General features: G+C 37.5%; 15 protein-coding genes. 12 read left to right on the top strand and 3 right to left on the bottom strand.

Going from position 1 to position 16554, the window contains the following annotated elements:
* Position 1: 1 nt before the first annotated feature.
* Entirely contained in the window at positions 2–835 is an 834-nt protein-coding gene (locus I6J02_RS12575; RefSeq protein WP_201678234.1) for a 1-acyl-sn-glycerol-3-phosphate acyltransferase, read from the bottom strand.
* 208 nt (positions 836–1043) lie between these two features.
* Between I6J02_RS12575 and I6J02_RS12570 the strand changes: the two genes are divergently transcribed.
* The 7 genes from I6J02_RS12570 to I6J02_RS12540 all read left to right on the top strand — a co-directional run bounded on the left by I6J02_RS12570 (position 1044) and on the right by I6J02_RS12540 (position 8332).
* Entirely contained in the window at positions 1044–1706 is a 663-nt protein-coding gene (locus I6J02_RS12570; protein WP_201678233.1) for a CBS domain-containing protein, read from the top strand.
* Positions 1707–1780: 74 nt separating this feature from the next.
* Positions 1781–2665: an NAD kinase gene (locus I6J02_RS12565; RefSeq protein WP_201678232.1), complete on the top strand. Its 885-nt coding sequence runs from the start codon at positions 1781–1783 to the stop codon at positions 2663–2665.
* 54 nt (positions 2666–2719) lie between these two features.
* Positions 2720–3583 (top strand): DUF6089 family protein, encoded by an 864-nt coding sequence (locus I6J02_RS12560; protein WP_201678231.1) that lies wholly within the window; start codon positions 2720–2722, stop codon positions 3581–3583.
* Between the two features lie 22 nt (positions 3584–3605).
* On the top strand, positions 3606–4343 hold the full coding sequence (locus I6J02_RS12555; protein ID WP_201678230.1) for an isoprenyl transferase: 738 nt from the start codon (positions 3606–3608) through the stop codon (positions 4341–4343).
* Between the two features lie 117 nt (positions 4344–4460).
* Positions 4461–7037, top strand: a complete 2577-nt coding sequence (gene bamA, locus I6J02_RS12550) for an outer membrane protein assembly factor BamA (protein WP_201678229.1) — start codon at positions 4461–4463, stop codon at positions 7035–7037.
* Positions 7038–7111: 74 nt separating this feature from the next.
* A complete protein-coding gene (locus I6J02_RS12545) occupies positions 7112–7645 on the top strand; it encodes an OmpH family outer membrane protein (RefSeq protein ID WP_201678228.1) in 534 nt (177 codons plus the stop codon).
* A 111-nt stretch (positions 7646–7756) separates the two neighbouring features.
* Positions 7757–8332, top strand: coding sequence for an OmpH family outer membrane protein (locus I6J02_RS12540; RefSeq protein WP_201678227.1), 576 nt, complete (start codon positions 7757–7759; stop codon positions 8330–8332).
* Between the two features lie 268 nt (positions 8333–8600).
* On the opposite strand, the gene I6J02_RS12535 is transcribed toward I6J02_RS12540, so the two are convergent.
* Positions 8601–8924 carry a hypothetical protein gene (locus tag I6J02_RS12535; RefSeq protein WP_003005210.1) on the bottom strand — a complete coding sequence of 108 codons (324 nt, stop codon included), beginning with the start codon at positions 8922–8924 and terminating at the stop codon, positions 8601–8603.
* A gap of 297 nt (positions 8925–9221) precedes the next feature.
* Between I6J02_RS12535 and I6J02_RS12530 the strand changes: the two genes are divergently transcribed.
* Both I6J02_RS12530 and I6J02_RS12525 read left to right on the top strand, forming a co-directional pair.
* The gene (locus I6J02_RS12530) at positions 9222–10517 is read left to right on the top strand and encodes a 4Fe-4S dicluster domain-containing protein (protein WP_201678226.1); all 1296 of its coding nucleotides are present in this window, start codon (positions 9222–9224) and stop codon (positions 10515–10517) included.
* A gap of 14 nt (positions 10518–10531) precedes the next feature.
* The gene (locus tag I6J02_RS12525) at positions 10532–11326 is read left to right on the top strand and encodes a (Fe-S)-binding protein (RefSeq protein ID WP_201678225.1); all 795 of its coding nucleotides are present in this window, start codon (positions 10532–10534) and stop codon (positions 11324–11326) included.
* A gap of 84 nt (positions 11327–11410) precedes the next feature.
* Here I6J02_RS12525 and I6J02_RS12520 read toward each other — a convergent pair whose 3' ends face one another.
* Positions 11411–12145: a class I SAM-dependent methyltransferase gene (locus tag I6J02_RS12520; protein WP_201678224.1), complete on the bottom strand. Its 735-nt coding sequence runs from the start codon at positions 12143–12145 to the stop codon at positions 11411–11413.
* A 202-nt stretch (positions 12146–12347) separates the two neighbouring features.
* Between I6J02_RS12520 and I6J02_RS12515 the strand changes: the two genes are divergently transcribed.
* From I6J02_RS12515 to I6J02_RS12505, 3 genes are all read left to right on the top strand, one after another.
* A complete protein-coding gene (locus I6J02_RS12515; protein ID WP_201678223.1) occupies positions 12348–12890 on the top strand; it encodes a hypothetical protein in 543 nt (180 codons plus the stop codon).
* A 543-nt stretch (positions 12891–13433) separates the two neighbouring features.
* Complete coding sequence (locus tag I6J02_RS12510; RefSeq protein ID WP_201678222.1) at positions 13434–15317, top strand: serine hydrolase domain-containing protein; 1884 nt, start codon at positions 13434–13436, stop codon at positions 15315–15317.
* Between the two features lie 42 nt (positions 15318–15359).
* The gene (locus I6J02_RS12505) at positions 15360–16487 is read left to right on the top strand and encodes a helix-turn-helix domain-containing protein (RefSeq protein ID WP_201678221.1); all 1128 of its coding nucleotides are present in this window, start codon (positions 15360–15362) and stop codon (positions 16485–16487) included.
* Positions 16488–16554: the final 67 nt, after the last annotated feature.

Raw genomic sequence — 16554 nt, 5'->3', positions numbered from 1 at the left:
ATTATTTTTTTACCTCAGCCATGTTATAGACCAACTGTTTCACTTCTTCTGCCCACACTTTCTCACTTTTTGATGTATCAAAATGCGTGTAGGGAATTCTTTTTCCGATCTTGATAGTTACACGGTGATTACGTTGGGCAAACATTTCATCCGGAAGATACAACATCTCCAGATTTACTTTCAAACCCAATTTCTGTCTGAGTTGAGCAAAATTATAAAAAAAGTTGGAATTCTTCCCCTCAATATACACAGGAATAATATCCTTTTTATATTTTTTTGCTTTGTTTATAAAACTCTTTTTCCATTCCAGGTCCATGATTTTTCCATTTTGCTTTCTGGAAACCAGCCCGGCAGGAAACACAAGCAAAGCATCTTCGCCTCCATAGGCCCTTTCGATCATCTCTATCCCGTTTTTACCCTGCGTACCCAATTTATTAACCGGAATAAAAAGTGGCTGTAAATTTTTAATATTCAAAAGGATGTCATTAACCAAAAATTTGACATCTCTACGATATCTTCCTACGGCATGCATGAAAGCTACACCGTCCAGTCCGCCCAAAGGGTGATTAGAAGCAAAGATCACACTATCCTCTAACGGAATATGCTCCTCCCCTTCCAATACGACTTCTACACCAAGTTCTTTCAGCAAATCATCTACAAAATCCAATCCGTACCGATCCTCAAATTTATTCATGATATAATTGATCTCATCTTCATGAATCACCCTTTCCAGATAACTGATAAACGGAGATGGAATCCATTTTGCCAGTTTAGGACTCTTTTTACGAATTACTTCTCTTACTTCAATAAACTTCTTTTGTTCTTCCTGCTGCATATAGTTGCTATAGTCGATACGCTAATGAAATGTAAAAATAGTGAAAATCCAACGCTCTTTTGTATCGTCACATAAATTTTAAATACCATATAAATACTCTTCTTACTATTTGCATATATTCACATATTGCTTAACTTCGTACAAATACCACGGTAAGATTAAACGTTTTCCTTTTTTGAGTGTTTAATATTGAAAAGCAACACGGCATATGTACATCGGTGAAATACTATCTCAAAAATTCTGTGAAGTCAGTCCTTCAGACACTGTTCAGAAGGGTTTAGACAAGGTAGGTGAATTTCACCTGTCTCATCTTCCCGTTGTTTCAAATAAAGAATACATCGGAATGATTAGTGAAGATGAACTTCTGAATCATGAAGATGAAACGGATATTATCAAAAACCTCAAACTGAATCTTGCCCCTCTGTATCTATATGAATATCAGCATGTGTATGATGCAATGCTGTATCTGACAAATTATAAAACAGAGCTGCTACCTATTCTGAATAAAGACAATCGTTATGTAGGCGTAATTACAGCACAAGACGTACTGCAGGCCCTTAACAGTTTACAATCCAATAATGAAACCGGCGCGATAATCGTACTGGAAATAGGAGCTAAAGATAATGCTTTGTCGCATATCGCTCATATTATAGAGTCGGATAATGCCAGCATTCTGAGTACCGCAGTAAAAACATTACCGGATTCATCCAAACTTGAATTGACAATAAAAGTCAACAAAACGAATATTTCATCATTAGTGGCCACACTCTGGAGATTTGACTATGTTGTAAAAGCGACATTTAATGATGGTAATGATGAAAATGACATGCAACAGCGGTACGATCTGCTTATGAATTACCTCAATATTTAGTATTAGCGTACTTTTTTCTCATCTTTGAAAAAAATTACAAATAGCAATACGGAATTGCTACAGATATAGTAAGTATGAAAATAGCGATTTACGGAAGAGAATTTAACCTTTCGGTTCTGTCGTATGTACAACAATTGTTTGACTTTTTAAAGAAAAAGGAACTGGAAATATGCATTTATGCAGATTTCTACGATTTTTTAAAAAGTAAATTTTCCTGTCCGGATAATCTAAGCACATTTACCAGTCATGAAGATATTCCCAAAGATGTAGCGTTCATGCTGAGTCTTGGAGGAGACGGGACTATGCTTTCAGCGGTTTCTATTATAAAGGATTCAGGTCTTCCTGTTGCAGGTATTAATTTTGGACGTCTTGGTTTTTTAGCCACCATCAACAAAACCGATATCGAAAAAGCACTTGTTCAGATTCTCAATAATGCCTACACGTTGCAAAAACGTGCATTGCTGACCGTAGAGTCAGATGAAGAAAAACTTTTTGAAGGAAAAAACTTCGCATTAAATGATATTACCGTTTTTCGATATGATAGTTCAGCCATGATCACGGTCAATGCCCATATCAACGGTGAACTACTGAATTCCTACTGGGCAGACGGACTAATTATTGCTACCCCTACGGGTTCTACAGCATATTCGCTAAGCTGTGGTGGTCCGATTATTATGCCCGGAAGTGGCAATTTTGTCGTTACTCCTATATCACCCCATAACCTGAATGTAAGACCGATCGTTATTTCTTCAGATTTTGAGCTGGATCTGGAAATTGAAAGCCGTACCGGAAAATACATCTTAAGCTGTGACTCACAGAGTGTCACCCTTTCTACTACTACAAAACTGAAAATAAAAAAGGCTCCATTCTTTATTAACCTTATCCGGTTAGATAAAGAAGGCTATTTCAGCACCTTAAGAGAAAAGTTGCTGTGGGGAATAGATGTGCGGAATTATTAGGAGTTTAACAGGTATTGCCTTTTGTTTTAATGTATTTTAACAACTTTTTATACAATGCTATTGATTGAAATACATTATCTTTACCGCAAAAAAACTATTTTGCAAAGACTTTTCTATAGCTTATTAGTCCTAATTTGTTTTTTCCCAATTTGTAACCTTTCTGCCCAGCAATGGGAATTAGGTGCCAATCTGGGAACAACAGGATATATGGGGGATATCAACCCCGGCAATCCGCTGTATTTCAGAAGTCTCGGAGGCGGTCTGACCGGCAAATACAACTTTAATCCCACCTGGGGAGTAAAAGGAGGCATCAACTATCTGCATCTGTTCGGATCAGATGCCAATAGCAGTAACGAACGTCAAATTCAGCGGAATCTCGCTTTTCAAAATAAAGTAGTAGAAATTTCGGCAATTGGCGAGTTCAATTTCTTCAGATTTGTTCCCGGCAAAAATAAACTGGCATACACCCCCTATATATTTGCAGGAGTAGCAGCCATCTATCACAACCCGTATGTCAAATTCAGCACAGGAGAAAAATATGATCTCCGCGATCTGCAATTGGAATATGATGCGGCTAATAATCCCGGAAAATACAGTAAATTTGCAATTGCAATACCATTTGGAGCAGGATTTAAATACAATATCAAAGGCCCGTGGAGTGTAGGAGCAGAATTAAATTATCGGGTAGTATTGTCAGATAATATTGATAACGTAAACAGAAACTATGCGACCAGTATGAAAGAAGGGATCGAACAACAGATAGATCCGCTTGTCTGGGAAAGTCTCGCAGACAGATCCGGTAACTGGGAAGCAAATAAAGGGAAACTTCGCGGAGATGGTCGTCCGCATGACGCATATATGACTTTTGGTTTGACGGTAACCTATACCTTTATCAGCCAAAAATGTTACTGGTGGTAAGCCAGCACAATTCAATAAAAACATGAATATCAAAGATAAAATTGACCGTAATAATTTGCCTAAGCATGTTGCCATCATTATGGATGGCAATGGAAGATGGGCTAAAGGATTAGGTAAATTAAGAATATTCGGACACCAGAACGGAGTGTCCGCAGTTCGGGAAGCTATGGAGGGAGCTGTAGAATTAGGTATCCCCTACCTCACATTGTATGCTTTTTCTACTGAAAACTGGAACCGGCCAAAATTAGAAGTACTTGCTCTGATGGAATTACTGGTCACTACCCTAAGTAAAGAAATCAAAACATTTCAGGATAACGGAATACGTCTCAATACGATAGGCGATATTGACAAACTACCTAAAAACTGTCGTGCGAAGCTCATAGAATCCATGGAATTAACAGCACAGAATAACACTTGTGTGCTTACACTCGCTTTGAGCTACAGTTCACAAAAAGAGATCGTCGATGCTACAAAGGAAATCTGCAAACAGGTGATGCAAGGTAACCTTGATATTGATGCTATTGATGAAAAGATTTTTGCGAATCATTTATATACCAAAAATATGCCTGACCCGGATCTGTTGATCAGAACAAGCGGTGAGCAACGTATCAGCAACTACCTGCTTTGGCAAATTGCTTATTCTGAATTGAGTTTTCTTCCAAAAATGTGGCCAGAATTTACCAGAGAAGATCTTTATGAATGTGTTTATAACTATCAGCAACGGGAAAGACGATTCGGAAAAACAAGTGAACAATTATAATCTTAATTCTTAACTTTGCACGCAAAATACCATTGTTAGATAATAATTTAGCAATATTTTCTTTTAACAAAATTTAACAACAGATTGGTGTACTTTAGCATCGATAAAAATTCATAGATGAAGCGTATAGTATTTTTAATAACTTTTATTTCTTCGGTTTATTCCTATTCTGCCCAAGCGCAAATCACCGGCAATAAACCAATTAATTTAAGTAACCCTGATGAAATTAGTTATTTGACTCCCAGAGATTATGTAATTGGCGGTGTTACAATCACAGGTACACAATACCTGGACAATGATGTATTAATCACCATTTCCAAACTGGTTGTTGGTCAGCATATCGAAGTACCAAGTGATGCTACAGCCAATGTAATTAAAAATTTAATGGCTCAGGGTCTGTTTGATGATGTACAGCTATATGCAGATCGCGTAGACGGAGACAACATCTTCTTTAACATCAGAGTGCAGGAACGTCCGCGTCTGACCCGCATTGACATCAATGGTCTGAGCAAAAGCCAGACAGAAGAAGTTCGGAAACGTCTCAATAGCAACACAGGTAAAATCGTAAATGAGAACCTGATCAATACAACTCGTTTTACCATACAACGCTTCCTGAGAGAAAAAGCCTATTTATATCCTGATATCACGACAAAAACGCTTAAAGATACTGCACAGGTAAACAATGAGATCCTTGTGGTAGACGTACAGCGCAACAAAAAGGTGAAAGTCCGTAAGATTACTTTTACGGGTAATAAAGAGTTTTCACAACGTGCATTGAGAAAGGCGCTGAAAGGGGTAAAACAAAGAGAATGGTACCGGATCTTCGGACCAGGTAAATTCAAAGATGAAAAATACAAGGAAGCTAAAGAAAAATTAGTAGCCAAATTACATGACAAGGGATATCGTGACGCAGAAATCATCAGTGATTCGGTAAAAAAATTCGATGCCAATGAAGTAACCATTGACATGGAAATCTACGAAGGTCCGAAATACTATGTAGGTAATATCAGCTGGTCAGGTAATTCTAAATATTCAGACTCTGTATTGAATATAATCCTTGGTATTGAAAAGGGAGATGTATTCAGTGAAGAAAAATTGGTCACTAAACTTTCAGGTCCCACCCGTAACAGTGATGACATTTCTTCCTTATATATGAATGACGGATACCTGACATTCTCAGTAGATCCAGTTCAGACCAGAGTATATAACGATACCATTGATTTGGAGATCCGTATGTACGAAGGAGCTCAGTACACGATCAATAATGTAATCGTTAAAGGAAATGATGTAACAAATGACAAAGTTGTATTACGTTCAATATATACTAAGCCGGGTCAGAAATTCTCGAAAGATCTGATTATGCGAAGTGTACGTGAAATTGCACAGCTTGGTAACTTTGATGAACAGAAAACAAACCCTGTACCAACTAATCTTAACCATGCTGAAGGTACAGTAGATGTGCTTTACAATGTAGCAGAAAAACCTTCCGATCAGGTAGAGCTATCAGGTGGTTACGGAGCTGGACAGATCATTGGTACCTTAGGTTTGACCTTTAATAACTTTTCTACCAGCAATTTCTTTGACAAAAGTTCATGGAAACCATTGCCTCGTGGGGACGGACAAAAGCTAAGCCTCCGTGGACAAACGTCAGGTAAACGCTACCAGTCCTATAGTTTCTCATTCTCAGATCCATGGTTAGGTGGTAAAAAGCCTATTTATTTTGGATTAAGTGCCTATACATCTAACTCTTCATATGGTGGATTCAACTACTATACAGGAGAGCAAATGGTAAGAGATTCCGAATTACAACGTATCTGGATGACAGGGGTAACGGCAACATTAGGTAAGCGTCTGGAATGGCCTGATAACTACTTCCAGATCAACACTTCATTGTCTTTCCAACGTTACAAATTACAGAATTACGGTAATTACTTCCTGTTCTCAAACGGTACAGCGTACAATATGAACATCACGCAGGAAATCAGTCGTAATTCAGTGGATGCCCCTATTTATCCGACTTCAGGTTCAAACATCAAATTCTCTGTTCAGTTGACGCCTCCATACTCTGCATGGAACAACATCAATTACAAAACAGCTCCTCAGGAAGAGAAATACAAATGGACAGAATATCACAAATGGAAATTTGATTCACAGTGGTATATCAAAATTGCGGGTAAACTGGTCCTGAAAACTCAGGCTCAATTCGGATTCTTAGGAAATTACACCAACAAAACAGAGACTTCTACTTTCGAACGTTTCAAGCTTGGGGGTGACGGTATGCAAGGATTTGACTTTCTTCAGGGTTCTGAGATTATTGCACTCAGAGGATATGCCAATGGTGTAATCATTCCGGAGAGTACACCTAACAACTTCCAGCAGATTGCCATCAACTCCGGTAGCCCTATCTATACAAAATACCAGATCGAGCTGAGACATCCTGTAATGTTAAATGATCAGGCTACAGTATTCGTAATGGCATTTGCAGAGGCAGGTAACACATGGAACAAATTCAGTGAATTCAATCCATTCAAAGTAAGACGTACTGCCGGTGTGGGTGCACGTATCTTCTTACCTATCTTTGGTATGCTGGGTATTGACTACGGTCATGCATTTGATCCGATCCCGGGATTACCTGAAAGTTCATGGAAACAAAACTTCACGTTTAGTATCATGCAAAATATGGGAGGATTTTAATTCCATTAAACTTTTTGGAATAAATATTGTCCATAACAACAAAGAGAAATGTTTAACGATTTATCTAGATAAAAATGAAAAAAATAATAGCTATTATCGCCTTTTTAACGTTGGCTACGACTGCTACATTTGCTCAACGTTTCGCATATGTGGATTCGGAATATATTCTAAAACATATTCCTGAATATGTTTCCGCACAAAAACAATTGGATGACCTTTCTGTACAATGGCAGGAACAGGTAGACGCCAAATACGGTGAAATCGAAAAATTGTATAAAGCTTATCAAAACGATCAGGTATTACTTAACGAGGACATGCGTCGCCGTAGAGAAGATGAAATCGTTAAGAAAGAAAAAGAAGCTAAAGAATTTCAGCGTCAGAAATTCGGATATGAAGGTGAGCTTTATCAGCAACGTATCCGTCTGATCAAACCTATTCAGGATCGGGTAGCAAAAGCTATTCAGGATCTTGCCAGTAATCAAGGCTTAGACATCGTATTGGATAAAGGAAATGAAGTGACATTCCTGTATGCAAATCCAAAACTGGATAAAAGTAATGAAGTCATTACTAAATTAGGATTTAAACCAGACGCAGCGCTTGTAAAATAAGTTTTTTTTATTATCATTGCGACGTGCAATTAAAAGGTATCATAGTTTTAAAAAAATAAACAATTATCTTATTCCCACAATTGGATAAGACCAAAGATTAAAATCAAAAGAATGAAAAATTTAGTAAAAAGTGCAGCATTGGCAGCGGGATTGCTTTTCTCAACTCAATTGGTAAATGCTCAACAAAAAATCGGACATATCAACTTTGGAGATATTATCTCCGGTACTACAGAATTCAAAGCTGCTCAGGATCAACTTAAAACATTGAATGACAGCAAAACTAAAGAATTGCAAGGTATGTATGCGGAATACCAAAAGAAACAAACTGATGCAAACGAAAAAATGCGCAACCGCAGCGAAGCTAACAAAGAAACTGTTGATGCGGAATTGAATACGTTAGGTACACAACTTCGTGATATCGAAACACGTATCAATGAAGTACAACGTTTAGCACAGGAAGAAGTTGGTAAAAAACAAGAAGAATTGTACCAGCCGATCGAAAGAAAAGTAATGACTGCAGTTAACGATATCGCTAAAGCAAAAGGTTATGCTTATGTATTTGATATCTCAAGCACTAATATTCCTTACTTTGCAGGTGGTGATGATTTGACTACTGAGGTAAAATCTAAGTTAGGAATCTCTACTACTGCAGCTCCTGCAGCAGCAACAACACCGGCAAAAAAATAAGACGGAAAACCTTATAATAAAAAGACAGCTCATAAATATGAGCTGTCTTTTTTGTTTAGAACTATTGTCAATTACCAACCTACCCTTCTCAGCGCCATCCCCCCTACTTAAATACTCATCCTAGTGCTTATTTAATTGTTGCAAAGAGAGAGAGAAAACAACAATTTAATCAGATCAGTATAAGTAAGGAAGCTGTGCTGAACATTTGTGCCTGGAGACTGTAAAACTCACTCACGATGATAAAAAAAGCAGCCCAGGACTTAATTTTTTAAGACTTTTCGATCATACTATATACTTCCTGCATATAAAATGATTCTGTCAGAGCCTCTACAAAGTCATCCCATTCCTCTTTTCTGAAATTGAAAACAATCTCCGGACATGGTGTATTCAATAATAGTCTGAATTCACCATCAGGAAAACTCACAAAACAATGATCGTTACCCTGACTTAATGTCGTTTCTACAAAAGTCTCAAACTGACGTCTTGTAAAAGTCAATACAAATGAAGATTGCCAAATGTAAAAGGTTTGACACTTATTGCACAGACTTACATGCGTAGTTCCTTTTTCACTCAATAAAATGGATTGACACATATGCTTAAATATCTTTTGTCTCTACTATATTAAGTCTTCCTAAACAGTATCTCCTAACGATAGGAATCTTTATGATACTTTGTTATATTTATTTAGACTCATTAAAAATAATATTCAAAACTAAAGATTCAAATCCATATCTCAAAACTATTTCTCATATATTCTTGTTTTTATTTTTCAATGTTTACAAATCATACATGCAGTTGGCTTTTATTTTTAACCATTATAAATTAAATATTATGCAAGCATAGTATTTAATTTATTTTATATTTGTGTTACACCTGATTTTGAACAGTTATGATCAGTCAAATCATTTTTAGTATTCTTTTTATTGCGGCCATAGTTTTTTTCACGGGCAATGCCCGTAAGATATGGCGCAATATACGTTTGGGAAAAAATGTAGATCGCTTCGACCGCCCGGGTGAACGGTTGAAAACCATGTTACTGGTTGCTTTTGGACAACAGAAAATGTTCAAAAAACCTCTTCCTGCCCTGCTCCATCTCTTTGTATATGCAGGTTTCTGTATTATCAATATTGAGATGATAGAAATTATAATCGATGGTATCTTCGGTACACATCGTGTACTTTCTTTTATGGGCGGTTTTTATAATTTCCTGATCTATGCTTTCGAATTATTAGCATTTAGTGTATTAGCAGCCTGTGTTATCTTTTTTATCCGCAGAAATGTATTAAAGATAAAGCGCCTGCAACAAAAGGAACTGAATAACTGGCCAAAGACAGATGCTAATCTGATTCTTATTACAGAGATACTGCTGATGGCAGCCTTTCTTTTTATGAATGCAGCAGACCACAAGCTTCAGCTGGCAGGTGTGAGTCACTATCATCAGGCGGGTTTGTTTCCGGTTAGTTCCTGGTTAATGGGTATTCTACCGGATAGTCCCTCTGCTTTGATAGCCATTGAAAGAAGCTGCTGGTGGTTTCATATCATAGGTGTATTACTATTTCTGAATTATTTGCCTGTATCAAAGCATCTGCATATCATACTGGCTTTCCCCAATACGTATTTCAGCAAGCTGGAGCCTAAAGGCAAGTTCGAAAATATGGTTTCGGTAACCAACGAAGTCAAAGCTATGCTTGATCCCTCCTTTACTCCTCCGGTTACTGATGGAATTTCCAGATTCGGAGTCAAAGATGTACAGGATCTCACATGGAAGAATCTCCTGGACGCATACACCTGTACGGAGTGCGGACGCTGTACATCAGCATGTCCGGCAAACATGACGGGTAAACTCCTTTCTCCACGCAAAATTATGATGGATACAAGAGACCGTTTGGAAGAAGTGGGTAAGAATATAGACAAGAATGGTAGCGTTGCAGAGGACAACAAGTCTCTTTTGGACACCTATATAAGCAGAGAAGAAATATGGGCTTGCACAAGCTGTAATGCTTGTGTAGAACAATGCCCGGTAAACATTAATCCATTAGAAATCATTATGGGCCTAAGACAGTATGCTGTCATGGAAGAATCCCAGGCTCCTTCCAGCATCAATGTCATGTTCGGTAATCTGGAAAACAATGGTGCTCCCTGGAAATATGCACAGGCTGACAGAGCAAACTGGGCGAATCAATAAATCATTCAACAACTATGGAAGAGCAATTACACATACCTACTGTAGCCGAATTGGCCGGAAAAGGCGAAGCTCCCGAAATATTATTTTGGGTAGGCTGTGCAGGAAGTTTTGATGAACGTGCGCAACGTATCACCAGAGATATATGTAAGATTCTGCATCATGTGGGACTCAAATATGCCATTCTGGGGACTGAAGAAAGTTGCACAGGAGATCCTGCAAAGCGTGCCGGAAATGAATTCCTGTTTCAGATGCAGGCAATGACTAATATTCAGGTACTCGACGCTTATGAAATAAAAAAAATCGTAACAGCCTGTCCACACTGTTTCAATACCCTTAAAAATGAATATCCGCAATTGGGAGGTAACTACGAAGTTATACACCATACCCAGCTGATTCAGTCTCTGATAGACGAAGGAAAATTAAAGCCAAGCGACGGACATGAGTTTAAGGGAAAGAAAATCACTTATCACGATCCGTGTTATCTGGGTAGAGCGAATGAAGTATACGAAGCTCCACGCAAGGTTCTTGAAGTACTGGACAGCCAGCTTGTAGAGCTTAAAAGATGCCGCAGCAATGGTCTTTGCTGTGGTGCAGGTGGAGCTCAGATGTTTAAAGAACCCGAACCGGGAAATAAAGACATTAATATTGAAAGAATAGAAGATGTTATAGCTTCAGAAGCACAGATAGTAGCGGCTGCCTGCCCATTCTGTATGACCATGCTTCGCGATGGTGTCAAAATAAAAGACAAAGAAGCGGAAATCCAGGTTCTGGATATCGCAGAAATCACGGTAAAAGCAAATAAACTATAAAACAAAGGCAGTTCGAAAGAGCTGCCTCTTTTATACAGGCTATTTTCTCAAACAATTACTTACTTACACGGATCCTCAATTCCTTTAATTCTTTGTGGCGGAAATAAGAATAAAAATAGGTCTTCTGGATTCATCCTTCATCTCAGGAAATTCTTCTAGTAGGACTTCTGAAGGCTTGGGTTCTGCTATTCGGTTAATCGTAAATCCAGCTGCTATGACTCCATTTAACAAGGTCTCCATTGTTCGGTGATACTTGATAACCTCATGCCCAAGAAACATTGCATTTCTTCTACCTTCCTGCTGGTAATGATCAACAGGCCAGTGCAAGCGTATACCTAGCTCATTCGTATACCAATCCTGCTCCGCTCGGGCTGTAAATATCGGATGTTCCATAGAAAAGATAAAACTCCCGCCTTTTTTCAAAAAATGATTCACTTTCTGCATAACAGTCTCCAGGTCTTTTATATAATGAAGAGCTAATGAACTTATTACTATATCAAATTCTTCCGGTGCAAAATCAATATCTTCAATGGCCATCTGCCGGTAATCAATATCGAGTCCCGCAGAATTCTCCTTTGCCTTAAGGATCATCTTTGAAGAGAGATCCACTCCAATTACATTTCTTGCTCCCTTTTGACTGGCATATATACAATGCCAGCCATATCCACAGCCCAGATCAAGCACATCTTTATTCGTAAAATCAGGAAACATTGTTTTTAAAACATGCCATTCTCCGGCGGCTTGCAACCCCTCTTTAGAACGAGGCATTTTTCCATACTCATCAAAGAATCCGTTATCATCATAAATATTCTGTTTCATAATATCCTTTTGTTTTTTGACATGTCTAAATAACAAAATATTGCAGATTAATCTTTCTAAAAAACTGCTTAAATTCATTAAATTAGAATATGAATTTGGAGTAAATTAGGTGCAGAAAATGAAAAATAAAGAGATAATATTTTTATTTCCGCTACAATACTCAACAAAGCTCTAAATCAGATTAAAAGATATTATAACTATTATGAAGGAACTTTATGCATCTTGCTTAACATATACCAACAATCTAAATGCAAGAATAGGAGGCAAACCTCCTGAAATAATCGAAAACAATATTCCTGATGATTATAAATTCTATGCTGTTATCCATCACCCGGAAAAACCAGATAAAATGCTTTCTATACTTATACATAGTAATTTTGATGTGCTTTTAGAAAACAATATTTATCCCAATATAGCTATACAGGTAATAGAACATGAGTACTCGGAAATGGGAGACAGAACAGATAAGGCTATTTCCTCACTTGGAATTCATTCCATAAGTAAGTACTCCACAGTAAACGAAAGTGATTTTTTATTTCTAAAAGCTGGAGGAGAGCCTCGTCTTATTCAACCCAAAAGTTATTATTATGAACAGTTGGAAAAGGATAATTATTCCTTCTTTTTACAGATAGAAGAAGAAGGATATGCTGAAGAATCTGACTATGTTTTTATGTATGGAGGACTGTATCTGTATAAAAACAATATATCCGAAGAAGTAATAGCCGGTTTCTGGCAATATTCTTAAATAAGATTTTGTTACATATTGCCGAAATAAACTATTACGTACTATTTTCTCATTTAATTGTTACGGTTTATTTAATATCAAAATAACATACGCCCTTATTTAATCCCACTTTTGCTATTATGGTATAAGTTCCCGATTCTGCATAGGTTGACTCGTCGTATTGCCATCTGTCGTTTAAATAAATCACATCTCCAAAATCTCATCTGATTGACTTGTCAATAGTATGATCACAGCATTGGTAACATTAAAGTTGATCTGAAAAAGATTCGCAGTAGTTTCATGGCGAACATCAACTAAAATAGATTGACCAAAACAATCTCCAATTGCGTCTTCTTCTTCTTCATCACTTCATGACGATGCTATTAGACTAAAAAGCAGAAGTATTTTTAAGCCTTTCATAAAATTGTTATTAACATGTATTCCAACTAATAACAGACAAATATAAACTCGTAAAGCACTTAGAAGTTTACGTATATATCCGTTTGGATGGAAACGGACACTCTTGACCAATATCATTGCAAATTTACAAAAAAGAAAAAGCATATGATCAAACTGAATATCTTCATTATCGCTATACTCACGATGCTGATCTGTTCCAATGTAAATGCGCAGCTTGGGAGTACTTCAAATTATAATCTCGGCATAGACCAACTCTGCAGACGATTGGATACCATAATACAAAAAAAACATATCCCTGGCCTTATGGTCGCTATTGTAAAAAAAGATAGTATTTTATTTTCAGGCGGATTTGGATACGCAGACCTTGAACAACAACTTCCTGTAGATCAACACACTCAGTTTCATTTAGCATCAATTACAAAATTTTTTGTAGCTATGGGCATACAGCAAATGGTCGCTAGCGGAAAGCTCAAACTCAACGACCGGATTCGAGATATAGCTCCGGAAATTCCTTTTTCCAATCGTTGGGAAGCCACAGACCCTGTCAGATTGGTGCACTTACTGGAACATACTGCTGGTTTTGAGGATGTACAGCTTAACAGTATGATAAATGTAAGTAAAAAAGACCTTCATGGTATAGACGCAATCAAGGCCGTCAGTAATTCACTTACAGTTCGCTGGAAGCCGGGAACTATGATGTCTTATTCTAATCCTGGCTATAATGTACTGGGTTATATTATTGAAAAAGTCTCAGGCATGCCTTGGGAAAGATATTTAACACAAAGTCTTTTTATACCGCTGCACATGCAAAACAGCCTATTTGACCGTCAAGGTATTCCCCTGCCTGAATTCGCCAAAGGGTATAACTATCAAAAGGGAAATTACAGGTCTATGCCCCTTTATAAGCTCAGCGGAAATGGAGCCAGCAGTGGACTTGTTTCAAACGCGGAAGATATGGCCAGATTTATGTATTATCTGCTTAATGGTCATCCGGACAACAGACTTCTGGATAATGTCAATCTAAATGAAATGGAAACTATCCACAGCACTCTAGCCAGCCATGCTGGACTGCAGACAGGTTATGCCTTAGGAAATGACCTTTTTCCAAATAACAAAAAAATAAGCTTCCGGGGGCATAATGGAAAAGGCGAAGGGTTCGTTTCCTGGATATTCTTTAACCGGGAAGCTGGTTTGGCATATGCCATCGCGGCCAACAGTGTAGTCAATATGTGGCCGGTTTCTGTGGAAATTGAAGACTATCTGACAGGAGACCTCTCTGCGCCCAAATTAGTTAACATGCCTATTGATAAACAAAAAACAGAGCCTTTATTGGGTTATTATCAGTTTATGAATCCGAAAAACGAACGTTGGGAATTCTATAGACGTATATTTAGCGGGATTGAATTACAGAGTGTAAGTAACGACAAGCTTATTGTCAAAAGGGATAACGGCCAAATAGACTCTCTTATTCATGTTGGTAATGCTATGTTTCGTTTAAAAGGAGATATTCTGCCATCCTTTATACTAGCCCTTGATTCCGAAGGTCATCCCTTTTTTCAGGGCTATGGCAACAGTTTCTATCGTAAAGTATCACACACTTCCATATTGGCACAAAAACTCCCAATCTACCTCGGATTAGCAGCAATTTTGATCTATGTGGTTTATAGCATGGTGGCCATATTTCTTACTCTATTTAAAAAGATGAAATTAATAGATCTTTGTATACCTCTGTTACCCATTGTCGGTACAGTCTGTTTTCTATTGGCTTACCGTATAATGGGTTTGACAGATGCCGGTCACAAAGAATTATTTGCCTCATTCAATGCAACCACCTTATCAATTTTCACGGGCATGCTCATTTTCGCTATTTTAATTGTCCTAAGCAGTTTTCTTCTCTATAAGCGTTGGTCAGGAATTGAGCGTTGGTGGTTGCGACTATTTTTAGCTTTCAATAATTTCTTCTTATGTTATCTCGTTGCACTACTAACTATAAATGGCTGGATTGGAGTGCCTATCTGGATGATGTAACTTCATCTGACAGATTATGCTTAAATTCACCATTCAAAAGGAATGTCACTGTTAATCATGATCCATATAACCTCTACATTTCATGCTTTCTCCGCCGGTGCACTTTTGCTCCTTGGCACCTTGATCATTTTGGGCGTTAACCGAACAAATGTTCATGCAGATCGCTGGTTGAGTACATTCTATTATCTGACAGCAGCCATGTTTACCCAGCTTTTTCTTGAAGGTTTTCGTGTTGACTATAAAATATTGCTACATCTACTTGAGCTTCCCCGCTGGACGATTCTTCCTTGCTTATATATGGCTATTCATTATATGGTCAGACCCTCCGCAGCAGTCAAACATTGGATCTTGCATTTTATTCCCTTTTTAGCTTTCCTTCTCCTATCAGTTATCTATCTTATGCCTGCATTTTTCAATGCAGACATAAATCCGCCACAATTACCACAGGGGTTGGTTTTTATTATTAAATATTTCTTCTTTGCGCAATGTATCTTTTATTGGATCGCCTGTTTCCGACTTCTAAATAGACATCATAAAAATATTCAGCAACTCTCTTCCTATTCCGAAAAGATTAATATGATCTGGCTAAAATATCTTTTAATAGCCGTATTATTTCTTATAATAGTGCGATTATTAGCTTTTATTCATTTAGCCTTTACCTTTACTTCTCCAATCCTATATTTCATTGGCACACTGGCCTTGGCATATGCAACCTTAACACAGCGGTCAATTTATACTGTAGAATCAGAAGAGAATCTAATGTTCGAAACCAGAAACAAAAAAGATAAAACCGAAGAAAGACTTACCCCGCAACAGGTCGAAGTATTAAAAAATAAATTGGTACAAAAAACAACAAATGAAAGACTGTATCTTGATCCCAGCCTGACACTATCAACTCTAGCCAATCAAATCGGCATCAACCCTCACGATCTTTCTTACATCATAAATAATGGATTAGAAAAAAATTTCTATCAGTTTATCAATGAACTCCGTACGGAAGAAGCAAAGAAGTTGCTCGTATCAGAAAAAGCCAAACAACTCGATATGTTTGGAATTGCAATACAAGCCGGCTTCAATTCAAGAACTACTTTTTACAGTAATTTCAAGAAAATAACCGGAGTTACACCTACAGAGTATATTAAAATCCATAACAGTAACAATTCCTCATAAATATTTTTAGGTTGAGTTTGTTCAACTGCATCCGTTCGAACATCTGATCTGTCAAAAAGATCTATTC

This window comes from Sphingobacterium spiritivorum (assembly GCF_016725325.1).
GTDB lineage: Bacteria > Bacteroidota > Bacteroidia > Sphingobacteriales > Sphingobacteriaceae > Sphingobacterium.
This window is presented reverse-complemented; position numbering and strand designations above follow the sequence as displayed.

Excerpts from the sequence above, each read along its gene's own strand:
- I6J02_RS12505 (WP_201678221.1), top strand. The coding sequence starts at position 15,360 with ATGTCACTGTTAATCATGATCCATATAACCTCTACATTTCATGCTTTC.
- I6J02_RS12560 (WP_201678231.1), top strand. The coding sequence starts at position 2,720 with ATGCTATTGATTGAAATACATTATCTTTACCGCAAAAAAACTATTTTG.
- I6J02_RS12525 (WP_201678225.1), top strand. The coding sequence starts at position 10,532 with ATGGAAGAGCAATTACACATACCTACTGTAGCCGAATTGGCCGGAAAA.
- I6J02_RS12545 (WP_201678228.1), top strand. The coding sequence starts at position 7,112 with ATGAAAAAAATAATAGCTATTATCGCCTTTTTAACGTTGGCTACGACT.
- I6J02_RS12540 (WP_201678227.1), top strand. The coding sequence starts at position 7,757 with ATGAAAAATTTAGTAAAAAGTGCAGCATTGGCAGCGGGATTGCTTTTC.
- bamA (WP_201678229.1), top strand. The coding sequence starts at position 4,461 with ATGAAGCGTATAGTATTTTTAATAACTTTTATTTCTTCGGTTTATTCC.
- I6J02_RS12555 (WP_201678230.1), top strand. The coding sequence starts at position 3,606 with ATGAATATCAAAGATAAAATTGACCGTAATAATTTGCCTAAGCATGTT.
- I6J02_RS12575 (WP_201678234.1), bottom strand. The coding sequence starts at position 835 with ATGCAGCAGGAAGAACAAAAGAAGTTTATTGAAGTAAGAGAAGTAATT.
- I6J02_RS12535 (WP_003005210.1), bottom strand. The coding sequence starts at position 8,924 with ATGTGTCAATCCATTTTATTGAGTGAAAAAGGAACTACGCATGTAAGT.
- I6J02_RS12570 (WP_201678233.1), top strand. The coding sequence starts at position 1,044 with ATGTACATCGGTGAAATACTATCTCAAAAATTCTGTGAAGTCAGTCCT.
- I6J02_RS12530 (WP_201678226.1), top strand. The coding sequence starts at position 9,222 with ATGATCAGTCAAATCATTTTTAGTATTCTTTTTATTGCGGCCATAGTT.
- I6J02_RS12510 (WP_201678222.1), top strand. The coding sequence starts at position 13,434 with ATGATCAAACTGAATATCTTCATTATCGCTATACTCACGATGCTGATC.
- I6J02_RS12515 (WP_201678223.1), top strand. The coding sequence starts at position 12,348 with ATGAAGGAACTTTATGCATCTTGCTTAACATATACCAACAATCTAAAT.
- I6J02_RS12520 (WP_201678224.1), bottom strand. The coding sequence starts at position 12,145 with ATGAAACAGAATATTTATGATGATAACGGATTCTTTGATGAGTATGGA.
- I6J02_RS12565 (WP_201678232.1), top strand. The coding sequence starts at position 1,781 with ATGAAAATAGCGATTTACGGAAGAGAATTTAACCTTTCGGTTCTGTCG.